Here is a 24,402-nt window from a genome sequence, read left to right on the forward strand (position 1 = left end):
CTTCTTCAGGTCAGCGGCCAGCTTCTCGCGCGTGTTTCCGGTGATGCGCGCACCCTTCTTCAGGTCTGCCACGTCAATCCACCTTCCGCCCGTTGATGTTTCGGGCCACATTCAGCCCCTGCCGTGGCAATGATCGAACACGAAGCCGCGGAATGCCAGACGACAGCGAAAAAACATGCTCGAATGGCACCGAAAACGTCCGATACGGTACTTGCTGTAGAGAGAACAATGACGGAACGCGTCATCGCGGCCACGGTTGTCTCGGTCGGCCGCACATCACACTCCACCCAAAAGAGTGCTGCAGCACACTATCGCGTTCCGGGCATCAACAGGCCTGGTCAGACAGACATTCGTGACTAATTGATCACTGCTTGAGCACACCGGCCCGAGATCGTCAACATGACGTGACGTTCAACAGTGGATATTTGACAACAACACCCGGTCAGGCGAGTTCCACCAGTTCTTGATAATCGTCGGACCACAGATCTTCTGTACCGTCCGGCAGCAAGATCACCCGTTCGGGTTGGAGTGCTTCGACCGCTCCGGGATCGTGAGTCACAAGAACCACAGCGCCTTCGTATCGACGCAATGCGTCCAACACCTGCTCACGACTCGCCGGATCGAGGTTGTTCGTCGGTTCGTCCAACAACAACACATTCGCCGCGCTCGAGACGAGAGCCGCCAACGCGAGTCGGGTCTTCTCTCCACCCGAAAGTGTTTTCGCGGGTTGGTCGAGCTGCTCACCACTAAACAAGAACGAGCCGAGCAGGTTCCGCAACTCCTGAGCGCCGGTGTCCGGAGCAAGGTGCCGGATGTTCTCCCACACGGTCGCCTCATGGTCCAGGGTCTCGTGTTCCTGGGCGTAATAACCCAGTCGCAGTCCGTGTCCCGGCACCACCTGTCCCGTGTCCGGCACCTCCAGTCCCGCCAGCAGTCGGAGCAGTGTGGTCTTGCCCGCACCGTTGAGCCCGAGCACGACGACCCGCGAACCACGGTCCACGGCGAGGTCCACCCCGGTGAAGATCTCCAAAGACCCGTACGACTTGGACAGGTTCTCCGCCGTCAGCGGTGTACGGCCGCAGGGCGCGGGCGCGGGGAACCGGATGTGCGCGACCTTGTCAGCCTGCCGCTCCTCGTCGAGGTTGGCCAGCATCTGCTCGGCCCTGCGCGCCATGTTCTTCGCGGCGACGGCCTTGGTCGCCTTCGCGCCCAATTTGGCCGCTTGCTGTTGCAGCGCGGCAGCTTTCTTCTCGGCGTTGGCGCGCTCGCGCCTGCGTCGCTTCTCGTCGGTGGCACGCGCGTCGAGGTAGCGCTTCCAATTCATGTTGTAGCTGTCGAGTTCGCCACGCGTGGCATCGAGGAACCACACCTTGTTGACCACGTCGTCGAGCAGATCGACGTCGTGACTGATGACGACGAGTCCCCCGGTGTGGGCTTTGAGGAAACCCCGCAGCCACGTGATGGAGTCGGCGTCGAGGTGGTTGGTGGGTTCGTCGAGCAGCAGGATGGTCCCCGACCTTCCCCCGGCGCCTGCCTCCGAGGCGGCGAACAGGATGCGCGCCAGCTCCACGCGGCGCCGCTGACCGCCGGACAGCGTCCGCAGCGGCTGCGGCAGGACACGGTCCTCCAGCCCCAGGTTGGCGCAGATGCGAGCGGCCTCACTTTCGGCCGCGTACCCACCGAGAGCCGCGAAACGTTCCTCAAGACGCCCGTAGCGGCGCACGGCCTTGTCCCGTTGGGAGTCGTCCACCAGCTCGGCCATCTCGCTCTGTGCCTTCTCCATGTCGCGCAGCAACACGTCGAGGCCGCGTGCCGACAGCACCCGGTCTTTGGCGGTGACCGACAGGTCACCCTCCCTCGGGTCCTGGGGTAGGTAGCCGATTTCGGCGGTGTGACTCACCTCGCCCGCGTACGGGTCGCCCTCACCCGCGAGCACCCGCAGCGTAGTCGTCTTACCCGCACCGTTGCGTCCGACGAGACCGATACGGTCGCCGGGTTGGACTCGCAACGTGGTGTCGGACAGCAGGATGCGCGAACCAGCACGCAATTCGAGCCCGGTGGCCGTGATCACTGAGAAACTCCGTGGTGTGTGGACATAGTGGTCGGGAAGCGGTTACACACGACAGCGCCAGGCGCGCCTACTCCAGTCGTACGACCACGCCACCCAGTGTAGGGTCCGGTGTCCAGTCACTTTCGTCGATGGTGGGCCCGCTCACCGAATCACGACCTCGACAAAACGGACCCTTTCAGCGGCCTCGTCCAACACGGAACGGCGTGGCTCGGCCACGTCGAGTACACGCGGTTCCGCCTTGGCGAACAGATCCCCCAGCCGATGGTCCTGACGCAGCTCGTCGAGTGCTCTGCGGTCGCCCCCGAGCACGACGGCATCGAGCTCCGCGACACGACCGCCCAGCACGTCGACGGCATCGTCCGCGGCGGCACGCAACGCCTGCCGCGCCTGTCCGCTGCGACGTCGCGCGAAACGCTGCTGCGACCATCCGCCTGCCGCACTACGACCGTGCACCAGGTGACGGTCGGTGCGGGATGCGACGACGCGTCCTTCCTCGGCCACTCCCACGCTGTGCGCTCCGAGACGCACCAGCAACAGGCCGATGCGGCGAGGTTTGCACACGTGCTCGACCAGCACGTCCACAGCCAGCCCGTCGTGTCTGGTGTCCGGTTCGACGGGCAGCGGCTCGAACGGCACCGTGACCGTGGCAACGACCCCGTTGCCGCCGCGGACCCGGACCTGTCGAGGAGACAGGTCCGTGTGCTCCACACCGTCGTTGCGATCGGCGAAGCGGTCGAACCACCGCTCCAGCCGCTCGGGTTCCACCTCGACGGCCGTTCCGCCACCCGGTGCCTGCCGCTTACGCGCCATCCACACTCCGATCGTTCCGCGCCTTTATGCGCCGAGATTACGCTGCCCACCCGAAGAACGAAGCCAAGTGAAGCCGAGTACAGCCGGAGTACACAGCCGTGGTCAGAGCACCGAGGGTTCCGACCACGGCTGAGCTGAGCGGCCGGAGATGGCGTCCAGCATGGCCGCGGCCTGCCGGTCGGTGAGCGAGGCCACGAAGTCGATCACCGCCCTGCCCCGGGCCAGCGACCGCACGGCGTCGGCTCCCCTCACCGGTTCCCCGGTGGCGCCGACCAGCAGCTCCGGTGCGTGCTCGGCGAGTTCGGAGTACTCCTCCTGCGCGAGCTCGACGAGGTCGTGGAGTCTGCGCGGCAACCGGGACACCTCTTCCCGGTCGGTCAACCACGCGTCCAAGGCATCCACGAGCGTCACGATGAGGCTCGCCTGCCCGCGTTGGTGTAGCGCAAGATCCGGTCGCTGCAACACGAAACGCTTGTGCACGAACTTCAGCACCTGCACCTCGTGCCACTGCGCGGGCTGGAGCGTGACGTGACCAGTGCGCGGAGAGGGCGACGGGGTGACGACCACACCGTCCACCAGCCGCGCGGTCCAGCCCGCCGAGAACCTGGCCGTGGCCTGTTCGGCCTCCACCGAACCGTCGAAGGGAATGCCCAGCAGCTCGTCCACGAGCTGGGCCCGCACCCGGGCGACCGCCTCGGCGAACGCGTCCGAATCGGTGATCCAGGAGTCCTTCGTGTGCAGGTGCCGACGCAAGCTCTCCAACGAACGGCCCGGCCTGCGGTGCTGGTCGACGAGCTCGGCCTCGGGCAGCGCGGCCAGTTCGGCCCTGCGCGAGAGCCAGTGGCCCAGCTCCGTCGCCACCTCCGCGTGTTGGAGTACGCCGATGCGATGGAAGTCCTGCAGGTCGTGGATGGCGTAGGCGATGTCGTCGGCGAGGTCCATCACCGACGCCTCCACCGTCTGCTGCCAATAGTCGATCTTGTCGGCGAAGGGTGCCCGGCAGGCCTCCAGTTCGGCCAGCTCGGTGGAGTAGGCGGAGAACTTCGCCGATCCCGAGCCGGGTGCCTGCGGCGGTTCTGCGGCACCGCGTGGGGGAACGGGCAGTTCGGAAGGATGGGGGCGCGGGCAGTGCAGGCGGGCCCAGGGGTACTTCAACAGCGAGGCCCGGGTGGCGGCCGTGAGGTTCAGACCGCGTGGCACCGGACCGCCCACCTCGGTGGTCGTGACGATCCGGAACGTCTGGGCGTTGCCCTCGAACCCGTCGGCCAAGCCGTAGCGGTGGCGAGCGATGCGATCGAGCACCTGTTCCCCGAGGTGGCCGAACGGTGGGTGCCCGAGGTCGTGACCGAGTGCCGCGGCTTCCGCGACATCCGGTTCGCAGCCACCGAGCTCGGCGACGAGCGCGGCGGAGTCCTCGGCGGACGAGATGCGTTCGGCGATCACCCTCGCCACCTGGGCGACCTTGAGACTGTGGGTCAGACGGTTGTGCAGGAGCGCGGAACCGCCCGCGCTGACCACCTGCGTCACCCCGGCCAGCCGAGCGAAGAACGGCGAGGCCACCAACCGGTCGCGGTCGGCGCGGAACGGGCTGGCCGCCAACTCCGCGAACCCACCTGTCTCCGCCGCGGCGTCCCGACGCCTGGCGCGGGGGTCGGGTCGGCTCTCCACGCTCACCATGCCCACACGGTACGTGAGTCACCACTCCATCGGGACCACATCACACGGTCACGAAGCATCACGGTCGGTCACCCTTGGGCGGCACGAAGCCGAACGCCGGTCCCGCCGAGTCCTGTGCGAATCATGTGACCGTCGTACGGCTCCCGACCACCGATCAACGCGCGTCTCAGCACGCTCGGCGCCTCACCGAGGAAGACGGGTGAGGCGAACATCACCACCGGCCACACGAGCCCCGAGCAGCTGCCCGTTTGCGCCGAACCCCGCGTCCGACACCGGCCACCGAGCGGCTCCCCGCCAATGGCGGAAAACGCACCGCGGCCGCGCTCACCACCGGTCAATACCGACCGTACGAAGTGACGGTCATCAGCAGGACAGAGGACGAGGGAACATCGCTTCCGAACAGCGCGAACGGCACGCACGACGGACCGCCGAGGATGCGGTACACCCACTGTCGACAGAACGTGAGTCGATCGACCACCCGACCAGCCACCGTGTCGCAGGCAGCCGGCCAGAGCTGCTCCATAACCCGATCCACTCCATGTACTGACTGAATGACCGACCACCCACATCGCAATTGCCTTGCACAGCAACGAAATCCTTCTTCCTGAAAAAGATTGTTGCGATAATCGCAAGACGACACTACGGTCGTTCCGCGTAAGTGAGAGCGACAAACTACGCCGACGGGTCCGCAGTCTCATTCATTCGCGACCGGGCGCACAACGTGAGTTCGCCGCCGCGATCGGTCTGGATGAGTCCAAACTGTCCAAATCGCTCAGTGGCACCCGCCGGTTCTCGCCGTACGAACTCGTCCGCATCGCGGAGCACTCCGGCGTGACGGTGAACTGGCTACTCAACGGACGGGACGACGCCAGGACCGTCGCCGCCGTTCCGGCTCCGACAGCGCGTTCCCGCAGCGCGCCGGTCGGAGAACCCCAGTCGGAGACTCGCAGGCGCATCTTGGAGACTGCGTGGCGCCTCATCGCCCGCCGCGGTTACCACCACGTCCGCATCTCCGACATCGCCCGTGAGCTCGGTACCAGCAACGCGGCCATCCACTACTACTTCCCCAGCAAGAACGACGTTCTGCTGGAGGCGTTGCGAAGTAACGCCAAGCTGGCCTTCGACCGCCAGGTCGCCGAGCTGCACACCATCGACGACGCGCGGGAACGGCTCGTGCGGCTCGTCGAACTGCAACTTCCCACCACCGGCCTGCTCAGCGACGAGTGGTCGGTGTGGCTTCAGGTGTGGACGGAGAGCACGCTCAACCCCGCGATCCGCGAGCTGTACAACGACGCCTACGACCGCTGGTACCAGACCATCGCCATGACCATCCGAACCGGACAGAACCAGGGAGTGTTTCGTAAACAGGACGCCGACGAACTCGCCACGAGGTTGAGCGCACTCATCGACGGGCTCGGAATCCAGGTACTGACCGGGAAACGAGGCTGTTCGGTGGACCACATGCGAGCACACCTCAACGACTTCATCGAACGCAACATCGTCGAAGGGTGACCATGAACAACGAAGTGATCATCACCTGTGCGCTGACCGGCGCGGGTGACACGGTGGGTAAGAGCGAGCACGTGCCCGTGACCCCGGAGCAGATCGCCGCCTCAGCGATCGAAGCAGCGAACGCCGGAGCGGCCGTGGTGCACGTCCACGTCCGCGACGTCGAGACGGGACAGGGTTCCCGGGACGTCGCGCTGTACCGGGAAGTGTGCGCCGCGTTCGCGAGTCCGGAGTGGACGTCGTACTCAACCTCACCGCCGGGATGGGCGGTGACCTCGTGCTCGACGAGGAGGACCCGCTCAAGCCCGTCGACGGCACCGACCTGGTGAACGCCCGGGACCGGCTGCCCCACGTCGAGGAATTACTCCCCGACATCTGCACACTCGACTGCGGCCCACTCAACTTCGGCGAGGGACACCAGCTCTACGTCTCGACCCCGGACATGCTTCGGATCGGGGCACGACGCGTCCAGGAGCTCGGCGTGAAACCGAAGCTGGAGATCTTCGACACCGGAAACCTCTGGTTCGCCACCAAGCTCGTCGAAGAAGGGCTGATCGACGCGCCGCCGTTGTTCCAGCTGTGCATGGGCATCCCGTACGGCGCTCCCCGAACCCGAAGCTGCTCCAGGTGATGGTCGACATGCTGCCCGACGGTGCACAGTGGGCGTCTTTCGCCATCGGACGTCACCAGCTGCCGTGGGTGGCCGAGTCCGTGTTGCGCGGCGGGCACGTCCGCGTGGGTCTGGAGGACAACCTCTACCTGTCCAAGGGAGTCAAGGCCACGAACGGCCAGCTGGTGGAGCGCGAGGTGCGCATCGTCGAGGACCTCGGTGCGACGGTGGCCGGTCCGGACGCGGCCCGTCGCATCCTCGGGTTGAAGGCGGCGACTCGGTAAGCGCCGCGACGTCCCCGGAGAAGGTCACGACGATCGCGTGCATCGGCGCCGGTGTCATCGGCGGTGGCTGGGCCGCGCACTTCCTCGCACGCGGCTACACCATGCAGGCCTGGGACCCGGGTGACGGGGCGGCCGAGCGGCTGTCCCGGCTGGTGGAGTCCGCGTGGCCCGCGTTGACGGAACTGGGGTTGGCGGACGGCGCCTCTTCGGACAACCTCACCGTGGTCCCGACCCTGGCCGACGCTGTGGACGGAGCCGGGTTCGTCCAGGAAAGCGCCCCGGAGTCCTTACCGGTGAAGCAGCGGCTGCTCGCCGACATCGACGCCGTCACCGCGCCCGGCGTGGTGATCGCATCGTCGACCTCGGGGTTCGCCATGACGGACATGCAGGTCGACGCGGCCACACCCGAACGACTCGTCGTGGGTCACCCGTTCAACCCGCCGTACCTCATCCCGTTAGTGGAGGTCGTCGGCGGTGAGCGGACCGAACACTGGGCGGTCGACTGGGCGAGCGACTTCTACCGGCACGTTGGCAAGTCGGTCATCACCATGGACCGCGAGCTGACCGGGTTCATCGCCAACCGCCTTCAGGAGGCGTTGTGGCGGGAGGCCTGCACATGGTGGCGAGCGGCGAGGCGACGCCCGAGCAGATCGACACCGCGATCACCGACGGTCCGGGCTTGCGCTGGCCGGTGCAAGGGCCCTGTCTGACGTTCCACCTCGCGGGCGGTGAGGGCGGCATGGCACACATGCTCGACCACTTCGGGCCCTCGTTGAAGGAACCCTGGACCCGACTCGACGCACCGGAGCTGACCCAGCGACTGCGCGACGACATGGTGGCCGGCTGCGAGTCCGAAGCGGCCGGACGGACTTTCGCCGACCTGGCGGCCGAGCGCGACCAGCTCAGCGGCGGGGAACGGCAACGCGCCGCCACCGCTCGCGCACTGGTCACCACACCGGATGTCCTGCTGTGCGACGAGGTGACCTCCGCCCTCGACGTGTCGGTGCAGGCGTCGATCATCGATCTGCTGCGCTCGCTGCGCGAAGAACTGGGCACGGCGATGTTGTTCGTCACCCACAACATCGCTCTCGCCCGACACATCGCCGACCACATCGCGGTGCTCCGAGACGGACACATCGTGGAGGCCGGAACGGTCAAGGAGGTCCTCACCACTGCCCAACACTCGTACACCCGCGATCTGCTCGCCAACACACCGAGGATGACGTCATGAACACGAGTCGCGGAACGGTTCGTCGAGGATTCGAGGAGGTCCGCGACGTCTTCGACGACATCGTCGCCGACATCCGGGCGGGGGCCGCCTTCGCGGTGGTGCGACGTGGCGAGACGGTGGTGGATCTGTGGGGCAGACTCGCCGATCCCACTTCCGGGCGGCCGTGGTCGTCGAACACGGTCTGTGTGCTGTTCTCCGGGACCAAGGAACTCACCGCCGCGGTCGCGGCCGAGTGTGCGTCCGAATTGGACACCGATACTCCAGTGCAGAAATACTGGCCAGAGTTCCGCCGTGCCGACATACGCGTGTCACACGTCCTGTCACACACAGCAGGACTGCCCTATGTGGACGCTGAACACAACTTCATGGACCCGAAGCAGCGAAAGAAATCCTGGCGAATCAGGAACCACTGTGGACACCCGGAACCCGCGTCGCCTATCACGCGCTCACCTACGGCTACCTAGTCGAAGCACTCGTCCGCCGCGCCACCGGCTACTCGGTCGCTACCCACCTGCGTGAGTCGTTCGCCCAGCCACACGGGCTCGACCTGTATCTTGGCACACCGCCCGAGGTCGATCCCCGCGTCGCACGCCTGGTGCGTGCACCCGACTACCGCATCAGCACGTTCCTACAGGACGAGGAACGTCGAAAGATCGTCGACCGGATGTACGGTGCGCTGCTGGGCTCGGACGAGGTGATCAACTCTGAGCGGTATCGGCGTGCGGAGCTCGCGGCCGGAAGTGGCGTGGGATCGGCGCGTGCCATGGCCACGTTCTACGACCTGCTCGCCGGAGGCTCACTGATGCCGCGCTCGGCACTGCGACGCGCCACACGCACGTGGGCCGAGGGCATCGACGCCATCAACGATCGACCCGTGCACTTCGGGCTCGGCTTCGAGCTGCCCGACCCGATCGGGACGTATGGCCCCGCACAGGTCACCTTCGGGCATTCCGGGGCGTGCAGAGGACGGCACGGCGCCTGGCCGGAGGCCGAGGTGGGCTTTTCGTTCCTGCCCGCCGAACTGCGGCCCGAGGACACGGACGACCGCGCGAACCGACTCCTCGACGCGCTGCATGCTTGTCTGGCGCGTCTATCCTGACCGCCGCTGTACGCGTGAACTGCGAACACATGTACGCAGAATGCGGACACGGTGACGCAGAATGCGGACACGCCGGTGGGGAAGCCCCACCGGCGTGTTTGTTGTTCGGAGCAGGATCAGACGGTGAAGCCCAGCGCCCTCAGCTGCTCACGGCCTTCTTCGGTGATCTTCTCCGGGCCCCACGGCGGCATCCAGACCCAGTTGATCCGGTAATCCTTCACCACGCCGTTCGCCCCGGTCAGCACCGACGCCGTCTGGTCCTCGATGACGTCGGTCAACGGGCACGCAGCCGACGTCAACGTCATGTCGATGGTGGCCGTGTTCTCCTCGTCCACGCGGATGTCGTAGACGAGCCCGAGGTCGACGATGTTGACCCCGAGCTCGGGGTCCACGACGTCCCGCATGGCCTCCTCAACGTCCTCGATCTTGGCCACGTCACCGTTCGGGGCGGGCTGCGCCTGCTCCGGCAGGTCCGCCGCCGTACGTCCCTCACGGTGCTCGGGCATCTCGGTTTCGGTCATGGTGATGTCACCTCACTGGTCGACGTCCTGCCCACAGCGTCCTTGAAAGCCATCCAGCCGAGCAAGGCGCATTTCACTCGAGCGGGGTACTTCGCCACGCCGACGAACGCGATACCGTCCTCCAGCACGTCCTCGTCGGGCTCGGCCTCACCGCGGCTCTGCATCAGCTCGGTGAACGCATCGAGCTTCGCCAGTGCCTCCTTAAGCGAACGTCCGATCACAAGATCCGTCAACACCGAGGTCGACGCCTGGCTGATCGAACAACCTTGCCCTTCGTATGACACGTCGGCGACGGTGTCGCCGTCGAGTCGGACCCGCAGGGTCACCTCGTCCCCACAGGTGGGGTTCACCTGGAAGGACTCGGCGTCGTACGGCTCCCGCAGTCCACGGGCGTGCGGATTCTTGTAGTGGTCCAGGATGACTTCCTGGTACATGGATTCCAGATCCATCAGGCGGCTCCTCCGACCCCGAAGAACCGCTGAGCCTCACGCACACCGTTCACAAGAGCATCCACTTCAGACAGTTCGTTGTACAGGTAGAACGACGCCCGTACCGATGCGGGAATACTACAAGCCCGGTGCAACGGCCACGCACAATGGTGGCCGACGCGCACGGCGACCCCCAGACTGTCGAACACCTGACCCACGTCGTGCGGGTGGATGCCGTCGACCACGAACGCCACCGTGGCACCCCGGTCGACGGTGTTCTGCGGCCCGACGATGCGCACCCCCGGCAGGGAGCGCAGCCCGTCCAAGGTCCGCTCGGCGAGCAGATGTTCGTGCTCGGCGACCCGGTCCATGCCGACCGCGTTCAAGTAGTCCACGGCCGCGCCGAGCCCCACCGCCTGGGAGGTCATCGGCACACCGGCCTCGAACCGCTGCGGTGGCGGCGCGAACGTCGAGCTCTCCATCCGCACCAGCTCGATCATGGAGCCACCGGTGAGGAACGGCGGCATGACCTCCAGCAGCTCCCGACGCCCGTAGAGCACACCGATGCCCGAGGGACCAAGCATCTTGTGCCCAGAGAACACCGCGAAATCCACGCCCAGTTCGGCGAAGTCCACGGCGAAGTGCGGCACCGACTGACAGGCGTCGAGCACCACCAGCGCACCCACCTCGCGTGCCCGACGCACCAGTGTCTCCACGGGGTTCACCGTGCCGAGCACATTGGACTGGTGTGCGAATGCGACGACCTTGGTGCGCTCGTTGATGAGCTGGTCCATCTCGGACAGATCGAGACGACCGTCGGGAGTCACCCCGAACCAGCGCAGTGTCGCCCCTGTGCGCTGACACAACTGCTGCCAGGGCACCAGGTTGGCGTGGTGCTCCATCTCGGTCACGACGATCTCGTCGCCGGGACCCACCGAGAACCGTTCCGCCTCCGGCCCGGCCGTGGCGGCGTTACTCATCGCGTATGCGACGAGATTGATGCCCTCGGTGGCGTTCTTGGTGAACACCACCTCACCGGGCGTGGCACCCACGAAAGAGGCGATCTTCGCTCGTGCTTCCTCGTAGGCGTCGGTCGCCTCTTCCGCGAGCTGGTGCGCACCCCGGTGCACGGCCGCGTTGGATGTCTCCAGGAAACGTCGTTCGGCGTCGAGCACCGGGGTAGGACGCTGAGAGGTGGCTCCGGAGTCCAGATACACCAAAGGTTTACCGTCGCGGACGGTGCGAGACAGGATCGGGAAGTCGGCGCGCACCGCCGTGACATCCAAAGGTCGCGAGTCCATGGTGGTCATCGCGCCAACTCCTTTCGACCGTTCCCTTCCTGTCCTCGTCAGACCGCGGCCTCGGCCTTCTCGGTGTACTTGACGTAGCCGTTCTTCTCCAACTCCTCGGCCAGCTCCTTGCCACCGGACTCGACGATCTTGCCGCCGGCGAAGACGTGCACGAAGTCCGGCTGGATGTGCTCGAGGATGCGCGTGTAGTGCGTGATCAGCATGATGCCGACCTCGTTGTTGGCCTTGTAGTCGTTGACCGCCTGCGACACCACTCGCAGTGCGTCGACGTCGAGGCCGGAGTCGGTTTCGTCCAGGACGGCGATCTTGGGCTTGAGCAGCGACATCTGCAAGATCTCGTGCCGCTTCTTCTCACCGCCCGAGAAGCCCTCGTTCACGCTCCGCTCGGCGAACTCCGGGGCGATGTCGAGCTTGGCCATCTCGTCCTTGACTTCCTTGACCCAGTGCCGCAGCTTCGGCGCCTCACCGCGCACGGCCGTGGCAGCCGAACGCAGGAAGTTCGACATCGACACCCCGGGCACCTCGACCGGGTACTGCATCGCGAGGAACAACCCGGCCTGAGCGCGCTCGTCCACGCCCAGTTCGAGGATGTTCTCCCCGTCCAGCAGAACCTCGCCGGAGGTCACCTCGTACTTGGGGTGACCGGCGATGGCGTACGACAACGTCGACTTGCCGGACCCGTTCGGCCCCATGAGGGCGTGGATCTCACCCGAGCGGATCGTCAGGTTGACGCCGGTGAGGATCTCCTTGTTGCCCTCCTCGGTGACGACGTCGGCGCGCAGATCCTTGATTTCCAGTGTTGCCATGCCTCTTCGTTTCTTTCGTCAGTATCGGGAAGCTTCGGTTAGGTCAGGCGCCGATCGCCTGCAGTTCGTCCTCGATCGCGGCTTCGAGCCGTTCACGCATCTCGGGGATATCGATCTTCATGAGGACCTCGTAGAAGAAGCCGCGCACGACCAGCCTGCGCGCCTCCTCCTCCTCGATTCCCCGGGACTGCAGGTAGAACAGCTGCTCGTCGTCGAACCTTCCCGTCGTGCTGGCGTGCCCCGCCTTGGCGATCTCACCTGTCTCGATCTCCAGGTTCGGCACCGAGTCGGCGCGCGCCCCGTCGGTGAGTACCAGGTTGCGGTTGAGCTCGAACGTCTCGGTGCCCTCCGCGGCCGCCCGGATCAGCACGTCACCGATCCAGACCGTGCGCGCGTCGTCGCCCTGCAGCGCGCCCTTGTAGAGCACATTGGACGAGCAGTGGGGCACCGCGTGGTCCACGAACAGGCGGTGTTCCTGGTGCTGCCCCGCGTCGGCGAAGTACAGCCCGAGCATCTCGACGTCCCCGCCGGGACCAGCGAAAGTGGCCGTCGGGCTCACTCGCACCAGGCCACCGCTGAGGGTGACGACGATGTGCTTGAGGCGCGCGTCCCGGCCCAGACGCAGGTGCTGTTCGGAGACGTGTACCGCGTCGTCCGCCCAGTCCTGCACGCTCACCACGGTGAGCTGTGCGCCGTCACCGATGACGAACTCGACGTTGTCGGCGTAGGTGCCGGAACCGACGTGGTCGAGCACGATCGCCGCTTCGGCGAACGGCTCCGCCCGGACCTGCAGGTGCCCGTAGGCCGTCTTGCCCTCGCCGGGACCGTTCACCCGCACCACCGAGTGCTTGGAGGCCTTGGTGTTCTTGGGCACGGTCACCACGGTCGCCGCCTCGAACGAGGAGTACGCCTGCGCCGCGATCCGGTCGCTGGGAACACCCGCCTCACCGAGTCGCGCGTCGTCCCGCCCGACCGTCTCCACCTTGACCTCGGGCGCGGTCTCGGCATCGATCTTGGCTTCGCCCGTGGCGGACGCGGTGCCGTCGTGCAGCCCGCGCAACCGCTTGAGCGGGGTGAACCGCCAGTTCTCTTCCCGTCCGCTGGGGACCTCGAAGGCCTGGACGTCGTAAGAGGTGAACCGTTCACCACGGCTCAGGGCCGGCACCACCGCTTCCGCTGCGGCCGCGGTGGCGCCAGCATTGTTCTCGGCCACTGTCATCTCAGCCGACGCTTCCTTCCATCTGCAGTTCGATCAGGCGGTTCAGTTCGAGCGCGTATTCCATCGGCAGCTCCCGCGCGATGGGCTCGACGAAGCCGCGCACCACCATGGCCATGGCCTCTTCCTCACTGAGGCCTCGCGACATCAGGTAGAAGAGCTGGTCCTCGCTGACCTTGGACACCGTGGCCTCGTGGCCCATGGACACGTCGTCGTTACGGATGTCCACATAGGGGTAGGTGTCCGAACGCGAGATCGTGTCCACCAGCAGCGCGTCGCACTCCACGTTGGACTTGGAGTTGTGCGCCCGCTTGGCGACCCGCACCAGACCGCGGTACGAGGTACGGCCACCGCCGCGCGCGACCGACTTGGACACGATGGTCGACGACGTGTTCGGCGCCAAGTGCTCCATCTTCGCACCCGCGTCCTGGTGCTGGCCCTCACCGGCGAACGCGACCGAGAGCACTTCGCCCTTGGCGTGCTCGCCCATGAGGAACACCGACGGGTACTTCATCGTCACCTTGGAGCCGATGTTGCCGTCGATCCACTCCATGGTGGCGCCCTCTTCGGCCTTGGCGCGCTTGGTCACCAGGTTGTAGACGTTGTTCGACCAGTTCTGGATCGTCGTGTAGCGGCAGCGGCCGCCCTTCTTCACGATGATCTCGACCACGGCCGAGTGCAGCGAGTCCGACTTGTAGATCGGCGCGGTGCAGCCCTCGACGTAGTGCACGTAGGCACCCTCGTCGACGATGATCAGTGTCCGCTCGAACTGGCCCATGTTCTCGGTGTTGATCCGGAAGTAGGCCTGCAGCGGGATGTCGACGTGCACACCCGGCGGTACGTAGATGAACGACCCACCGGACCACACGGCCGTGTTCAGCGCGGAGAACTTGTTGTCACCCGCGGGGATGACGGAGCCGAAGTACTCCTTGAACAGCTCCGGGTGCTCCTTGAGGCCGGTGTCGGTGTCCAGGAAGATGACACCCTGCTTCTCGAGGTCCTCGCGGATCTGGTGGTAGACGACCTCGGACTCGTACTGCGCGGCCACACCGGCGATGAGGCGCTGCTTCTCCGCCTCGGGGATGCCGAGCTTGTCGTAGGTGTTCTTGATGTCCGGCGGAAGCTCGTCCCAGCTCGTGGCCTGCTTCTCGGTGGAGCGCACGAAGTACTTGATCTTGTCGAAGTCGATGCCCGTGAGGTCGGCGCCCCAGTTCGGCATCGGCTTGCGCTCGAACAGCTTGAGCGCCTTCAGGCGCGTTTCGAGCATCCAGTCCGGTTCGGACTTCTTGTCGGAGATGTCGCGGACGACCTCTTCGTTCAGTCCTCGACGAGCGCTCGCCCCCGCGGGGTCGGGGTCGGCCCAGCCGAACGCATAGTTGCCCAGGGACTCAATGGTCTCTTCCTGGCTCAACGGCTCGGTGGTGGGATTGCGCTGCTCGGCAGCGGCAGTCATGCGGATGTCCCTCCGTTCGAGGTTGCACTGTCAACGTCCACGTTCTGCAACGTGTGCTGACGTCTCCCTTCGCTACCCACCGGCTCGGCGGGTACGTGCGTGGTGCACGCGGCGTCGCCGCGTGCGATCGTCGCCAGCCGCTGCACGTGTGTACCGAGCAGCTCGGCGAATGCCGCGGTCTCCGCCTCGCACAGCTGCGGGAACTCAGCTGCCACGTGCGCGACCGGACAGTGATGCTGACACAGTTGCGCACCCGGCGCCGAAGCCGTTCCCGGTGTGCCCACCGTGCGAGTCGACGCAGCGTAGCCCTCTCTGGTGAGGGCGCTCGCGAGAGCCTCGGCCCGAGACGCCGCGCCCGTGTGTCGGGTCACGGCCTCCCGGTACGGCCCCACGAGCGCCGACACCCGCCGCTGCGCGAACGCCTTGACGGCCTGCTCTCCGGCGTGCTCGGCGAGGAACCGAATGGCCGAGACGGCAAGGTCGTCGTAGGCGTGCCCGAACCGGGCCCTACCCTGCTCGGTGAGCAGGAACAGCTTGGCGGGTCTACCGCGGCCCCGGCGTCCTTTTCGGGGCGCCTGACGCGTCTGTGCCTCGTTGTCTGCCACCAGCACGTCGAGGTGGCGACGCACTGCCGTGGCACTGATGCCCAACTGTTCGGCGACGGCCACGGCCGACAGCGGTCCCTGCTCCAGGAGGAGCCGGGCAATCTCGTGCCGGGTCCTGCCCTCGGCCGTCACCTGGACAGGGGAACCCGCCACGTCGGGCGACTTACCGCCACGTCGGTCGAACATCCCCTGCTTTTTCACAACATAATTGTGTCGTATTTCCATGGAAGCAGCAAAGCCGACCCATGACCGAGTGACCCGACTCACGCGACATGGGGAGTCGATACGCTCACCACCGTGATTTTGGGCAAGGGCGGGATCATGACGCGCTCACCGGCCACCCCGGGGCGGACGGAACCGCTCGACGCCGATGAGACCCGCGCGCTGGGGGTCGTGCAACGTTTCGGCATCGTCGGAGCGTTACTCCTGGCGTTCGGTTCGCTCGGCGCCGGCGCGGCACCGGTTCTCAACCCGGTGCTGGAGATACCGGTGCTCCAACTGTTCACCCGCATCCCCACCGTCTCGGTGGCGATCGCGTACACCGGCATGGGGATGATGGTGATCGCGTGGCTGTGGCTGGGCCGATTCGCCAGACCGGGCCGCGACCGCATCGCCACCCAGAGCCAGGTGCTGCGCACCCTCCTGCCGTGGGTGCTGCCGCTGATGGTCATCCCGCCCCTGTTCTCCCGAGACGTCTACAGCTACCTCGCCCAAAGCGAGATCGTTCGGCGCGGATTCGACCCTTACTCACTCGGGCCGGCCGAGGCTCTGGGTGTGGCCGACCCGTTCACCTCCGGCGTGTCAAACATGTGGCGCGACACCCCCGCCCCGTACGGACCGCTGTTTCTGGAGATCGGGAGCTGGCTGACCGGTATCGCCGGCACCAACGTGGCCGTGGGCGTGCTGCTGCAACGGCTGGTGGCGCTGGTCGGATTCGGTCTCATCGTGTGGGCACTGCCCCGGCTCGCCCGCCGCTGCGGCGTGGCACCGGGCACGGCCCTTTGGCTGGGCGCGGCCAACCCCCTGGTGTTGTTCCATCTCGTGGCGGGTGCCCACAACGAGTCACTCGCCATCGGGCTCATGCTCGCGGGACTGGAACTCGGCATGCGCAGGCTGGCCGTGCGGGTGAAAGGCGAGCCTCCCCCGCCCCGCGTCAAAGGGGAACTGACCTTCATCGTGCTCGGCGCGGTCGTGATCTCGCTCGCGGCGATGGTGAAGATCCACGCCATCGTGGCGCTCGGGTTCTTCGGCGTGATGATCGCCCGACGCGCGAAGGGCCGCATCGCCGACCTCGCCGCAGCGGCCGTACTGATGCTCGTCGTCTTCGCCTCGGTGATGCTCGCGGTGGGCTTCGTCACCGGCCTCGGTTTCGGGTGGATCGGCGCGCTCGACACGCCTTCGAAGGTGTGGAGCTGGGTCTCGCCCGCCGCCGAACTCGGTCAGCTCGGCGGCGTGTTCGGCGTCGTGCTCGGCCTCGGCAACCACACTGGGTCCATCATCGCCATCCTGTCCGTCCTCGGCTACGCGGCCGCGGGCGCGGTGACCGTCAAGTTCCTATGGGACAGCTTCCACTGGCGCTACCGGCCGCTCATCGGACTGGGTGTCTCGCTCGGCGCGTTCATGATGCTGCACGTGTCGATGCAACCGTGGTGGCTGCTGTGGGCAGTGATCCCACTGGCCGCGGCGGCGGGCACCTCCCGATTCCGCAACGTCGCCACCGCGGTGAGCGCCGTGCTGGCCATGGTCATCTCACCCCCCGGCAGCCCTTTCGACGGCAGGGCCTTCACGCTCCACCAGGCGTACGTCGCGGCGGCGATCGTCATCGTGCTCGCCCTCCTGATCGCCTGGCGGCGCGCGCCGATGCTGCGCCTCCCCAGCCTCCCCAGCCTCCCCGGCCTTCCCGGCTTCCTGAGCCGCCCCGAAAGCCCGAAGGCCGAGCGCTGATCGGCGCGTCTACCCTTGTCAGTTGTGAACGCAACGGCCGTCGAAATCACCGGGCTGGTGAAACGGTTCGGCGCCGTCACGGCCGTCTCCGGCCTCGACCTGACGATGCCCCGAGCCACAGTGCTCGCCCTGCTCGGCCCCAACGGGGCGGGCAAGACGACCACCGTCGAGATCTGCGAAGGTTTCCAGCGTCCCGACGAGGGCACCGTGCGGGTACTCGGTCTCGACCCCGCCCGCGAGGGAGCCACGCTGCGTCCGAAGATCGGTGTCATGCCCCAGGGCGGCGGCGCCTACCCCGGCGTGCGTGCCGAGGAGATGCTCCGGCTCGTGGCTTCGTGCGCCGCCCACCCGTTGGACACGTCGTGGCTGCTCGATGTGCTCGGCCTGTCGGAAGTACGCCGCGTCCCGTTCAAGCGGCTGTCCGGAGGCCAGCAGCAACGACTGTCGCTGGCGTGCGCGCTCGTCGGACGCCCGGAACTGGTGTTCCTCGACGAACCGACGGCCGGCATGGACCCCCAGGCCCGCCGACTGGTGTGGGACCTGCTCACCGCGTTGCGTGACGACGGCGTGAGCGTACTGCTCACCACACACCTCATGGAGGAGGCCGAGACACTGGCCGACACGGTGGTGATCGTCGACGGTGGCCGGGTCATCGCCTCGGGCTCACCGAACGCCCTCACAGCCGAGCACGCCGAGGACGCACAACTCCGATTCCGAGCGCGCCCGGGTCTGGACACCGACCTGCTCGCCGCCGCGTTGCCCGAGGGCTACCTCGTCAAGGAATCCTCCCCCGGCGCCTATCGTGTGTGCGGTGCAGTGGATCCGCAGGTGATCTCCACGGTGACGTCGTGGTGCGCGCAACAGGGCGTGCTCGCGGAAGAACTGCATGTCGGTAAACGGGACCTCGAGGAGGTCTTCCTCGAACTCACCGGACGGGAGCTACGCGCGTGACCGCGACTCGCGCCACAGACCAGCCACGGTTCGCCCCCGGCACCTTCGCCCCCGCACCCGGGCGCGGCCGCATCGGGCGAATGCTGTTCACCCACGCCCGTACCGAGATCGGGCTCACCCTGCGCCACGGTGAGCAGATCCTGCTCACCCTGCTTATCCCGGTGGCACTGCTGGTGGGAATGAGCACGCTGGACGTCGTGCCCGTGTCAGACGATGTCCAGCACCGCGTGGACTGGGTCGCACCGCGAATCCTCGCCCTGGCCGTGATGTCCTCGGCCTTCACCGGACAAGCCATCGCACTCGGCTTCGACCGCCGCTACGGAGTACTCAAACGACTCGCGGCCACAGCCCTACCCCGGTGGCTGCTCGTCGCCGGCAAACTCGTCGCCGCACTGGCGGTGGTGACCGTACAGGCCGTCGTGCTGGGCGCGATCGCGATCGCCCTCGGCTGGTCACCCACCGCATCCGGAATCGGCGCGGCGGTGCTACTGCTCGTGGTGGGCACGATCAGTTTCGGTGCGCTCGGTGTGTTGTTGGGTGGCGCGTTGCGAGCCGAAGCCGTACTCGCCCTGGCTAACATCGTGTGGTTCGTGCTGCTGCTCGCGGGCGGCATCGTGGTCGCCCCGGACACGCTGCCAGGTTTTCTCGGCGCCCTCGTCTCCTACCTGCCCTCGGCCGCACTCGCCGACGGGCTGAACGACGCATTGGCCCACGGCACGCTCACGTGGACACCGGTGGCGGTACTCGTCGTGTGGGCCGCCGCCGCCACGGCACTGGCCACCCGCACGACCAAACTGACGTAAGCACCCAGCCCGCCACGCGGCTGTCGGGACTCTTCTCCCGCCCGTCACCCACCACCACCCAAGAAGACACGCTTCGCGCGGCTATTACCCCCGCCCGTCACCCACCACCACCCAAGAAGACACGCTTCGCGCGGCTATTACTATCTTGTGTCGTGCAGTTGTCTTCGCTCGTCGGTCGCTTGCCGTACCCTTCGCAGGCCCTGCAACGAGCTCTCGCCATCGCCGCCATCGTCACGCAGGCCGGCATCGGGCTCACCGGCTCCATCGTGCGCGTGACCGGGTCAGGGCTCGGCTGCCCCACCTGGCCACAGTGCTTCCCCGGCAGCATGGTCCCCGTCAAACACCCCGAGTACGCCACTCTCAACCAGTGGATCGAGTACGGTAACCGCCTGCTCACCGTCGTCGTGGTGTTCGTCGCGGCCCTCTGCGTGCTCGCGGCGTGGCGCGTCTACCTCGACCACCCGAGCCGGAAGCGTCTCCTCCGACTGGCGTGGATCATGCCTGCCGGAGTCGTCGCACAGGCCGTGATCGGGGGCATCACCGTGCTCGCCGACCTACTGTGGTGGACCGTCGCGCTGCACTTCTTGCCCTCCACCGCCCTGGTATGGACGTCGGTCGTCCTCCTGCGCGCCTTCAACGAAGGTGACGAACCACCCCGACCACGCGTTCCTCGCGCCAGCCGTCCCGTGCTCTGGGCCCTCGTGGCTTCCCTGGCGGGCCTGATCGTCGCCGGCACCGTGGTCACCGGCGCGGGCCCGCACGGCGGCGACCCCGACGTCGAGCGTCTCGACGCTCCGATCGAGACCCTCACGGTGATCCACGCCGCGTTCCTCTACGTGTTCCTCGCCGTCCTCGTGGTCTTAGGAATCCAGTGGTACCGGGCGCGGGTCGAGAAAACGCTGTGGATGTACTACGCCACCGTGTGGGGCATCGCACTCGCCCAGGGCCTGTTGGGCGTCGTCCAGTACCGGCTCGGTATCCCCGAGCTTCTGGTGTCGCTGCACGTCCTCGGCTCGATGCTGATAGTCGCCGCCACCTCCGCCCTGTGGTGTGCCACCCGTGACCGAGGCCCAGTCGTGAGCGCCGCTCCCGCACCCGAGCGCCACACCGTCGGCGCTGCCTGATATCCGCTGATCAGAGGCCCTGTACCCGACTCACCCAACACGGTCTTCGGTCCGCATGCGATCGCGGCTACGCTGTGCTGCACTAAGGGCAGAATTCGTTCTCTGCCCGTTTCCTTCTTGCGATACGAGGTCCCAGACACACGATGAGCAGCACCACCTCCACGTCCGGCGAGCGACGCACCGGGCCGAAGCCCCTTGTCGGGCATGAACGCTCCACAGCACAGATGATCGTGCTGAAGGCATTTCTGTTGATCCCGTTCGTTGCGCTGGTCGCGGCGATCCCCTTCGCCTGGGGCTGGGGCCTGACCTGGGTGGATCTTGCACTGGCTGCCGTGTTCTACACCGTCGGCACGCTCGGCGTCACCGTGGGCTACCACCGTTACTTCACACACGGGGCGTTCAAGACCACCAGGCCCCTGCGCATCGCTCTTGCCATCGCCGGCAGCATGGCTGTGCAGGGCTCAGTGATCTTCTGGGTGGCCAGTCACCGCAGACACCACGCGTTCGCCGACAAGGAAGGCGACCCACACTCACCCTGGCTGTTCGGCACCTCGCCGTGGGCGTTGCTGCGCGGTTTCTGGCACGCGCACATGGGCTGGATGTTCAAGCGCGAAGTCACGAACTACCAGCGGTTCGCTCCCGACCTGCTGTCCGACAAGGACCTTCAGGTCGTCAACCGCTACTTCTGGCTCTGGATCGTGCTGAGCCTCGCACTGCCGACCCTGCTCGGCGGCCTCATCACCTGGTCGTGGTGGGGCGCGGTGACGGCGTTCTTCTGGGCCGGTCTGGTGCGTATCGCGTTCTCCCACCACATCACCTGGTCGGTGAACTCGATCTGCCACATGGTGGGCGAACGCCCGTTCACCAGCAGGGACAAGGCCACGAACTTCTGGCCGCTGGCGATCCTGTCGATGGGCGAGTCGTGGCACAACAGCCATCACGCCGACCCGACCTGCGCCCGTCACGGCGTGCTGCGCGGGCAGATCGACATCTCCGCGCGGCTGATCTGGATCTTCGAGAAGTTCGGTTGGGCCCACAACGTGCGCTGGCCCAAGCCGGAACGACTCGCCGCCAAGCGCGCCGCGACGACACCGTAGTCGACCGCGAAGGCACCACGGTCGACACGGACCGTCGGCCGCGGCGTCAGGACAGTTGACCGCGGATGGCGGAGACGAACCTCATCGGGGCAGCGGAATCGGCCTGGGCGAAACCAAGGGACGGTTCCGTCAGCTCCAACTCTAATAAGGCGGGCGCACCGTCCTCGCCGGTCAGCATGTCCACCCGCGCATACAGCAGATCGGCCCGCGCGATTCCCAACAAGGCGACCGCCGCGTCGAGCGTGTCCTCGGCGAGCCTACGGAACCGGGGCTCCGGCTCGGCCATCGCGAGCTTCTCCGACGCACCGTTACCGTTTCGACCCGTGTCCGCGAGTATGGCCGCTTTCGTGAACGCGTGTGAGTACACACCACCGAAGAACACGAGCGCGGTCTCGCCGTGCGTATCCACGTCCGCTTGATACGGCTGCACCAACGCTGACCGACCGTCCGAGTGCAGAGCGGCCAAGTGCTCGGCGGCGAGCCCATGTTGCCGTGGCCCGAAGCGACGCGCCCCCACCGACCCGGCGCCGACAGCGGGTTTGACCACGAATTCGCCGTCGGGCCATCGCGGACTGTCACCGATCTCCACGAGCTCGGTCGGCACCACCGGAACACCGGCATCGGCCAGGTCGAGGAGGTAACGCTTGTGAGTATTCCACCGCGCCACGGCGGCCGAGTTATGCAGCCTCGGCACGGAGTCACACCACGCGAGAAAAGCATCTCGGCGCTGTGCGTAGTCCCACGTCGCCCTCAGCACCACCAGGTCGGCGGTGCGGAAATCGGCGTCCGGATCGTCCCACACCGCCCAGCCCAATTCGGCTCCGACAGCCGCCAACGCAGGGCCCACAGCATGTTCGTCGCCGTCGCCCTGCGGTAACCTCCGGCATCCGGCGAAGACGATTCGCACCATCAGCGGCGCGCCAGTGGGCCGGCCATCCTCCTGCGATGGGCCGCGCCGATCTTGGTGGCGCCCACGGTGTCGGCGTCCCACTCGGAACGTTCGACGCCCTCCACCGCCTCGATCAACGCTTCACCGGTCTCGACACTCGGCACCACGACGTCCCCGAGAGCGCCGTCGGCACCGACGAGCAGCACCCTGGCTCCGGCGCGGCCGATGCGCTGGATGACGGCTTTCACCGGCTTGCCGTGCTCGGCGACGAACGTGCGCGCGGCGGCGAGCTGAGCGGCCTTCGGAGGGGCGGGGGTCTTGGCCTCGGTTGCGGTGTCAGTCACGGCGCCAGTGTAGGCGTGACGGCCGCGTCGACACAGGCTTCTGCGGACGGAAGCGGTCCACGTCACCGACTTTCCTCTGGCGAGGTCGGCGGCCAGGACACCGAGCCACACCACAGCGACGCCCCCGAGCGCGTCCAACCAGTAGTGGTTACCGGTGGCGACGATCACCGCGAACGTCACCAACACGTGCACGGCACTGGCCACCTGCGCCCACCGTGGCGCACCACTTCGGGACAGCACCACGGAAACCCACAGGGCCCAACCGATGTGGAGCGACGGCATCGCGGCGAGCTGATTGGCCCCCTCGACCATCGGCGAACCCCACGAGCCCCACGTGTCACCCAGCCAAACGGTGTCGATGAACCCCGCATCCGGCAACAACCGAGGCGGAGCCACCGGATACAGCCAGAAACACAGGACCGCGATCAGGGTCGACACCGCGAACACGTCCCGAGCCCACGGATACTGCCCGGGCCGACGCCGGTACAACCACACCAATGCCACGAAGGTGGCGACGAGGTAGCCGAACGCGTACTCGTAGTTCGCCACGACCATCAGCCAGCCCTGGTCAGCGAGCCAACGGTTCACCGGCAGTTCGATGTTGATGTGCAGAGCACGTTGTACCGCGAGGATGTCCTCACCATTTGCGAACGCCCGGTGAGCGTGCCCGGGTAGCCGGAACGCGCCGATCAGCGCGTACACACCGAACAGGATCAATCCGAGCAGGATCTCGACCCACCACCTCGGACGCCGGCGGTGAGGAGACCGACCGGTCGCACATGGGGTGGTGCCCGTCACTGACCCTGTCGTGAGCACTTTCTTCGTATACCACGCAGAGGGAACGGCTGCCCCACAAACGACACCGGTGGAGGGAAAGCCTCCTGACCTGGTCAGGCAGCGGCGGGGACAGGTCTGCGGGCGAACCTCAAGGTGACGTCGGGCAGGTTACGGAGGGAACGCCAACCGTGTCCCGCGCAGACGGCGATGGTCAACGCCGTGAGCAGGCTGCTGAACACTCCTCGGGACAACAGTCCCGCATCGATGCTCCATTGCAGGAAACCGAGCGTCATGGCGGCGTCGAGCAGGCGCGAGCCACCCCACATGAGCGCCACGTTGATGAACACTTTCCGTACCCGACGGTGGGCGAACAACTCGGCGGGCAGGTGCACGAAGTCACGTGCCAGGCGAGCGGTGATGGGTTTACCGAGAGCGGCGCTGCCCACGAATAGGAGGAACATGAGTACCGAGCCCACCACGGGTTGCAGCACATACACCACGGCACTGGATGTGACGAGCGCGAATAGCGCCCTGGTCACGAGCATGCCGGTGCACAGCAACAGGGTGTGCGGTACCTCGCGGCGCATGAGTCTGCGCACGCTGATGACGAATGCGCTCCAACCGAGCACCGCCAACACTCCGGGAACGAGGCCGGACACGTTCAGCAACAGCATGAACAGCAACGTGGGCACGACCGCCGTCTCCACTGCCAGGACGACAGCGCGAGTGATGGTGGCCCGTAGGTGTGGGATCTCGATGATCAGGTGCCGTTCGCGGGACGGCGCCGAGACACGATGAGGCACGATGGGGGATCTCTTTCGGGTCGGGCCAGGCCAGGGAATT

Annotated in this window: 22 protein-coding genes and 3 pseudogenes; 11 read left to right on the top strand and 14 right to left on the bottom strand. The window is 66.7% G+C overall.

Translation table 11 applies throughout. The features are described from left to right. From M7H19_RS00210 to dgt, 4 genes are all read right to left on the bottom strand, one after another. The coding region (locus M7H19_RS00210) for a helix-turn-helix domain-containing protein (protein ID WP_277068742.1) at window positions 1–111 on the bottom strand (111 nt) is incomplete at its 3' end. Window positions 112–442: 331 nt separating this feature from the next. Then, a complete protein-coding gene (locus M7H19_RS00215) occupies window positions 443–2,071 on the bottom strand; it encodes an ABC-F family ATP-binding cassette domain-containing protein (RefSeq protein WP_298175595.1) in 1,629 nt (542 codons plus the stop codon). Between the two features lie 141 nt (window positions 2,072–2,212). Beyond that, a complete protein-coding gene (locus tag M7H19_RS00220) occupies window positions 2,213–2,881 on the bottom strand; it encodes an acVLRF1 family peptidyl-tRNA hydrolase (RefSeq protein ID WP_298175597.1) in 669 nt (222 codons plus the stop codon). A 102-nt stretch (window positions 2,882–2,983) separates the two neighbouring features. After that, complete coding sequence (gene dgt, locus M7H19_RS00225; protein WP_298175599.1) at window positions 2,984–4,558, bottom strand: dGTP triphosphohydrolase; 1,575 nt, start codon at window positions 4,556–4,558, stop codon at window positions 2,984–2,986. 696 nt (window positions 4,559–5,254) lie between these two features. On the opposite strand from dgt, the gene M7H19_RS00230 reads away from it, so the two are divergent. The 6 genes and pseudogenes from M7H19_RS00230 (at window position 5,255) to M7H19_RS00255 (ending at window position 9,291) form a co-directional block, all read left to right on the top strand. Then, complete coding sequence (locus M7H19_RS00230) at window positions 5,255–6,070, top strand: TetR/AcrR family transcriptional regulator (RefSeq protein WP_298175641.1); 816 nt, start codon at window positions 5,255–5,257, stop codon at window positions 6,068–6,070. A gap of 2 nt (window positions 6,071–6,072) precedes the next feature. Continuing rightward, a pseudogene (locus tag M7H19_RS00235) lies at window positions 6,073–6,961 on the top strand (3-keto-5-aminohexanoate cleavage protein). Between the two features lie 32 nt (window positions 6,962–6,993). Then, a pseudogene (locus tag M7H19_RS00240) lies at window positions 6,994–7,862 on the top strand (3-hydroxyacyl-CoA dehydrogenase NAD-binding domain-containing protein); the annotation flags it as partial. After that, window positions 7,857–8,192: pseudogene (locus M7H19_RS00245) on the top strand (ABC transporter ATP-binding protein); the annotation flags it as partial. The pseudogenes M7H19_RS00240 and M7H19_RS00245, both read left to right, overlap by 6 nt. Continuing rightward, window positions 8,189–8,656 (top strand): serine hydrolase domain-containing protein, encoded by a 468-nt coding sequence (locus tag M7H19_RS00250; RefSeq protein WP_298175601.1) that lies wholly within the window; start codon window positions 8,189–8,191, stop codon window positions 8,654–8,656. The pseudogene M7H19_RS00245 and the gene M7H19_RS00250, both read left to right, overlap by 4 nt. Continuing rightward, entirely contained in the window at window positions 8,602–9,291 is a 690-nt protein-coding gene (locus tag M7H19_RS00255) for a serine hydrolase domain-containing protein (protein ID WP_298175643.1), read from the top strand. The genes M7H19_RS00250 and M7H19_RS00255 overlap by 55 nt, the downstream gene beginning before the upstream one ends. Before the next feature lie 116 nt (window positions 9,292–9,407). Here the strand turns inward: M7H19_RS00255 and M7H19_RS00260 are convergent, their stop codons facing one another. From M7H19_RS00260 to M7H19_RS00290, 7 genes are read right to left on the bottom strand one after another with little or no spacing between them, the layout of a single operon-like run. Further along, window positions 9,408–9,812 (bottom strand): metal-sulfur cluster assembly factor, encoded by a 405-nt coding sequence (locus tag M7H19_RS00260; RefSeq protein WP_298175603.1) that lies wholly within the window; start codon window positions 9,810–9,812, stop codon window positions 9,408–9,410. Continuing rightward, window positions 9,809–10,261, bottom strand: a complete 453-nt coding sequence (sufU, locus tag M7H19_RS00265) for a Fe-S cluster assembly sulfur transfer protein SufU (RefSeq protein ID WP_298175605.1) — start codon at window positions 10,259–10,261, stop codon at window positions 9,809–9,811. Before sufU ends, M7H19_RS00260 begins: the two co-directional genes overlap by 4 nt. Continuing rightward, window positions 10,261–11,550: a cysteine desulfurase gene (locus M7H19_RS00270; RefSeq protein ID WP_298175607.1), complete on the bottom strand. Its 1,290-nt coding sequence runs from the start codon at window positions 11,548–11,550 to the stop codon at window positions 10,261–10,263. The genes sufU and M7H19_RS00270 overlap by 1 nt, the downstream gene beginning before the upstream one ends. Before the next feature lie 38 nt (window positions 11,551–11,588). Then, entirely contained in the window at window positions 11,589–12,356 is a 768-nt protein-coding gene (gene sufC, locus M7H19_RS00275) for a Fe-S cluster assembly ATPase SufC (protein WP_298175609.1), read from the bottom strand. A 43-nt stretch (window positions 12,357–12,399) separates the two neighbouring features. Further along, window positions 12,400–13,575, bottom strand: coding sequence for a Fe-S cluster assembly protein SufD (gene sufD, locus M7H19_RS00280; protein WP_298175611.1), 1,176 nt, complete (start codon window positions 13,573–13,575; stop codon window positions 12,400–12,402). 1 nt (window position 13,576) lies between these two features. Continuing rightward, a complete protein-coding gene (gene sufB / locus M7H19_RS00285) occupies window positions 13,577–15,025 on the bottom strand; it encodes a Fe-S cluster assembly protein SufB (protein WP_298175613.1) in 1,449 nt (482 codons plus the stop codon). Next, window positions 15,022–15,831: a metalloregulator ArsR/SmtB family transcription factor gene (locus tag M7H19_RS00290; RefSeq protein WP_298175615.1), complete on the bottom strand. Its 810-nt coding sequence runs from the start codon at window positions 15,829–15,831 to the stop codon at window positions 15,022–15,024. The genes sufB and M7H19_RS00290 overlap by 4 nt, the downstream gene beginning before the upstream one ends. A gap of 120 nt (window positions 15,832–15,951) precedes the next feature. Here M7H19_RS00290 and mptB point away from each other — a divergent pair, with 120 nt between their 5' ends. The 5 genes from mptB (at window position 15,952) to M7H19_RS00315 (ending at window position 21,549) form a co-directional block, all read left to right on the top strand. After that, window positions 15,952–17,574, top strand: a complete 1,623-nt coding sequence (gene mptB, locus M7H19_RS00295) for a polyprenol phosphomannose-dependent alpha 1,6 mannosyltransferase MptB (RefSeq protein WP_298175645.1) — start codon at window positions 15,952–15,954, stop codon at window positions 17,572–17,574. A gap of 24 nt (window positions 17,575–17,598) precedes the next feature. Beyond that, on the top strand, window positions 17,599–18,525 hold the full coding sequence (locus tag M7H19_RS00300; RefSeq protein ID WP_298175617.1) for an ABC transporter ATP-binding protein: 927 nt from the start codon (window positions 17,599–17,601) through the stop codon (window positions 18,523–18,525). Then, window positions 18,522–19,328, top strand: coding sequence for an ABC transporter permease (locus M7H19_RS00305; protein WP_298175619.1), 807 nt, complete (start codon window positions 18,522–18,524; stop codon window positions 19,326–19,328). Before M7H19_RS00300 ends, M7H19_RS00305 begins: the two co-directional genes overlap by 4 nt. A 152-nt stretch (window positions 19,329–19,480) precedes the next feature. Then, window positions 19,481–20,452 (top strand): COX15/CtaA family protein, encoded by a 972-nt coding sequence (locus M7H19_RS00310; protein WP_298175621.1) that lies wholly within the window; start codon window positions 19,481–19,483, stop codon window positions 20,450–20,452. 143 nt (window positions 20,453–20,595) lie between these two features. Further along, a complete protein-coding gene (locus M7H19_RS00315; RefSeq protein ID WP_298175623.1) occupies window positions 20,596–21,549 on the top strand; it encodes an acyl-CoA desaturase in 954 nt (317 codons plus the stop codon). 46 nt (window positions 21,550–21,595) lie between these two features. Here M7H19_RS00315 and M7H19_RS00320 read toward each other — a convergent pair whose 3' ends face one another. The 3 genes from M7H19_RS00320 to M7H19_RS00330 all read right to left on the bottom strand — a co-directional run bounded on the left by M7H19_RS00320 (window position 21,596) and on the right by M7H19_RS00330 (window position 24,362). Further along, a complete protein-coding gene (locus M7H19_RS00320; protein WP_298175647.1) occupies window positions 21,596–22,462 on the bottom strand; it encodes a hypothetical protein in 867 nt (288 codons plus the stop codon). Then, the gene (locus M7H19_RS00325; protein WP_298175625.1) at window positions 22,459–23,598 is read right to left on the bottom strand and encodes a phosphatase PAP2 family protein; all 1,140 of its coding nucleotides are present in this window, start codon (window positions 23,596–23,598) and stop codon (window positions 22,459–22,461) included. Before M7H19_RS00325 ends, M7H19_RS00320 begins: the two co-directional genes overlap by 4 nt. A 74-nt stretch (window positions 23,599–23,672) precedes the next feature. Next, window positions 23,673–24,362: a hypothetical protein gene (locus M7H19_RS00330; RefSeq protein ID WP_298175627.1), complete on the bottom strand. Its 690-nt coding sequence runs from the start codon at window positions 24,360–24,362 to the stop codon at window positions 23,673–23,675. Between the last annotated feature and the right edge of the window lie 40 nt (window positions 24,363–24,402).

Source organism: Saccharomonospora sp. (genome assembly GCF_027317685.1).
Taxonomy (GTDB): domain Bacteria; phylum Actinomycetota; class Actinomycetes; order Mycobacteriales; family Pseudonocardiaceae; genus Saccharomonospora.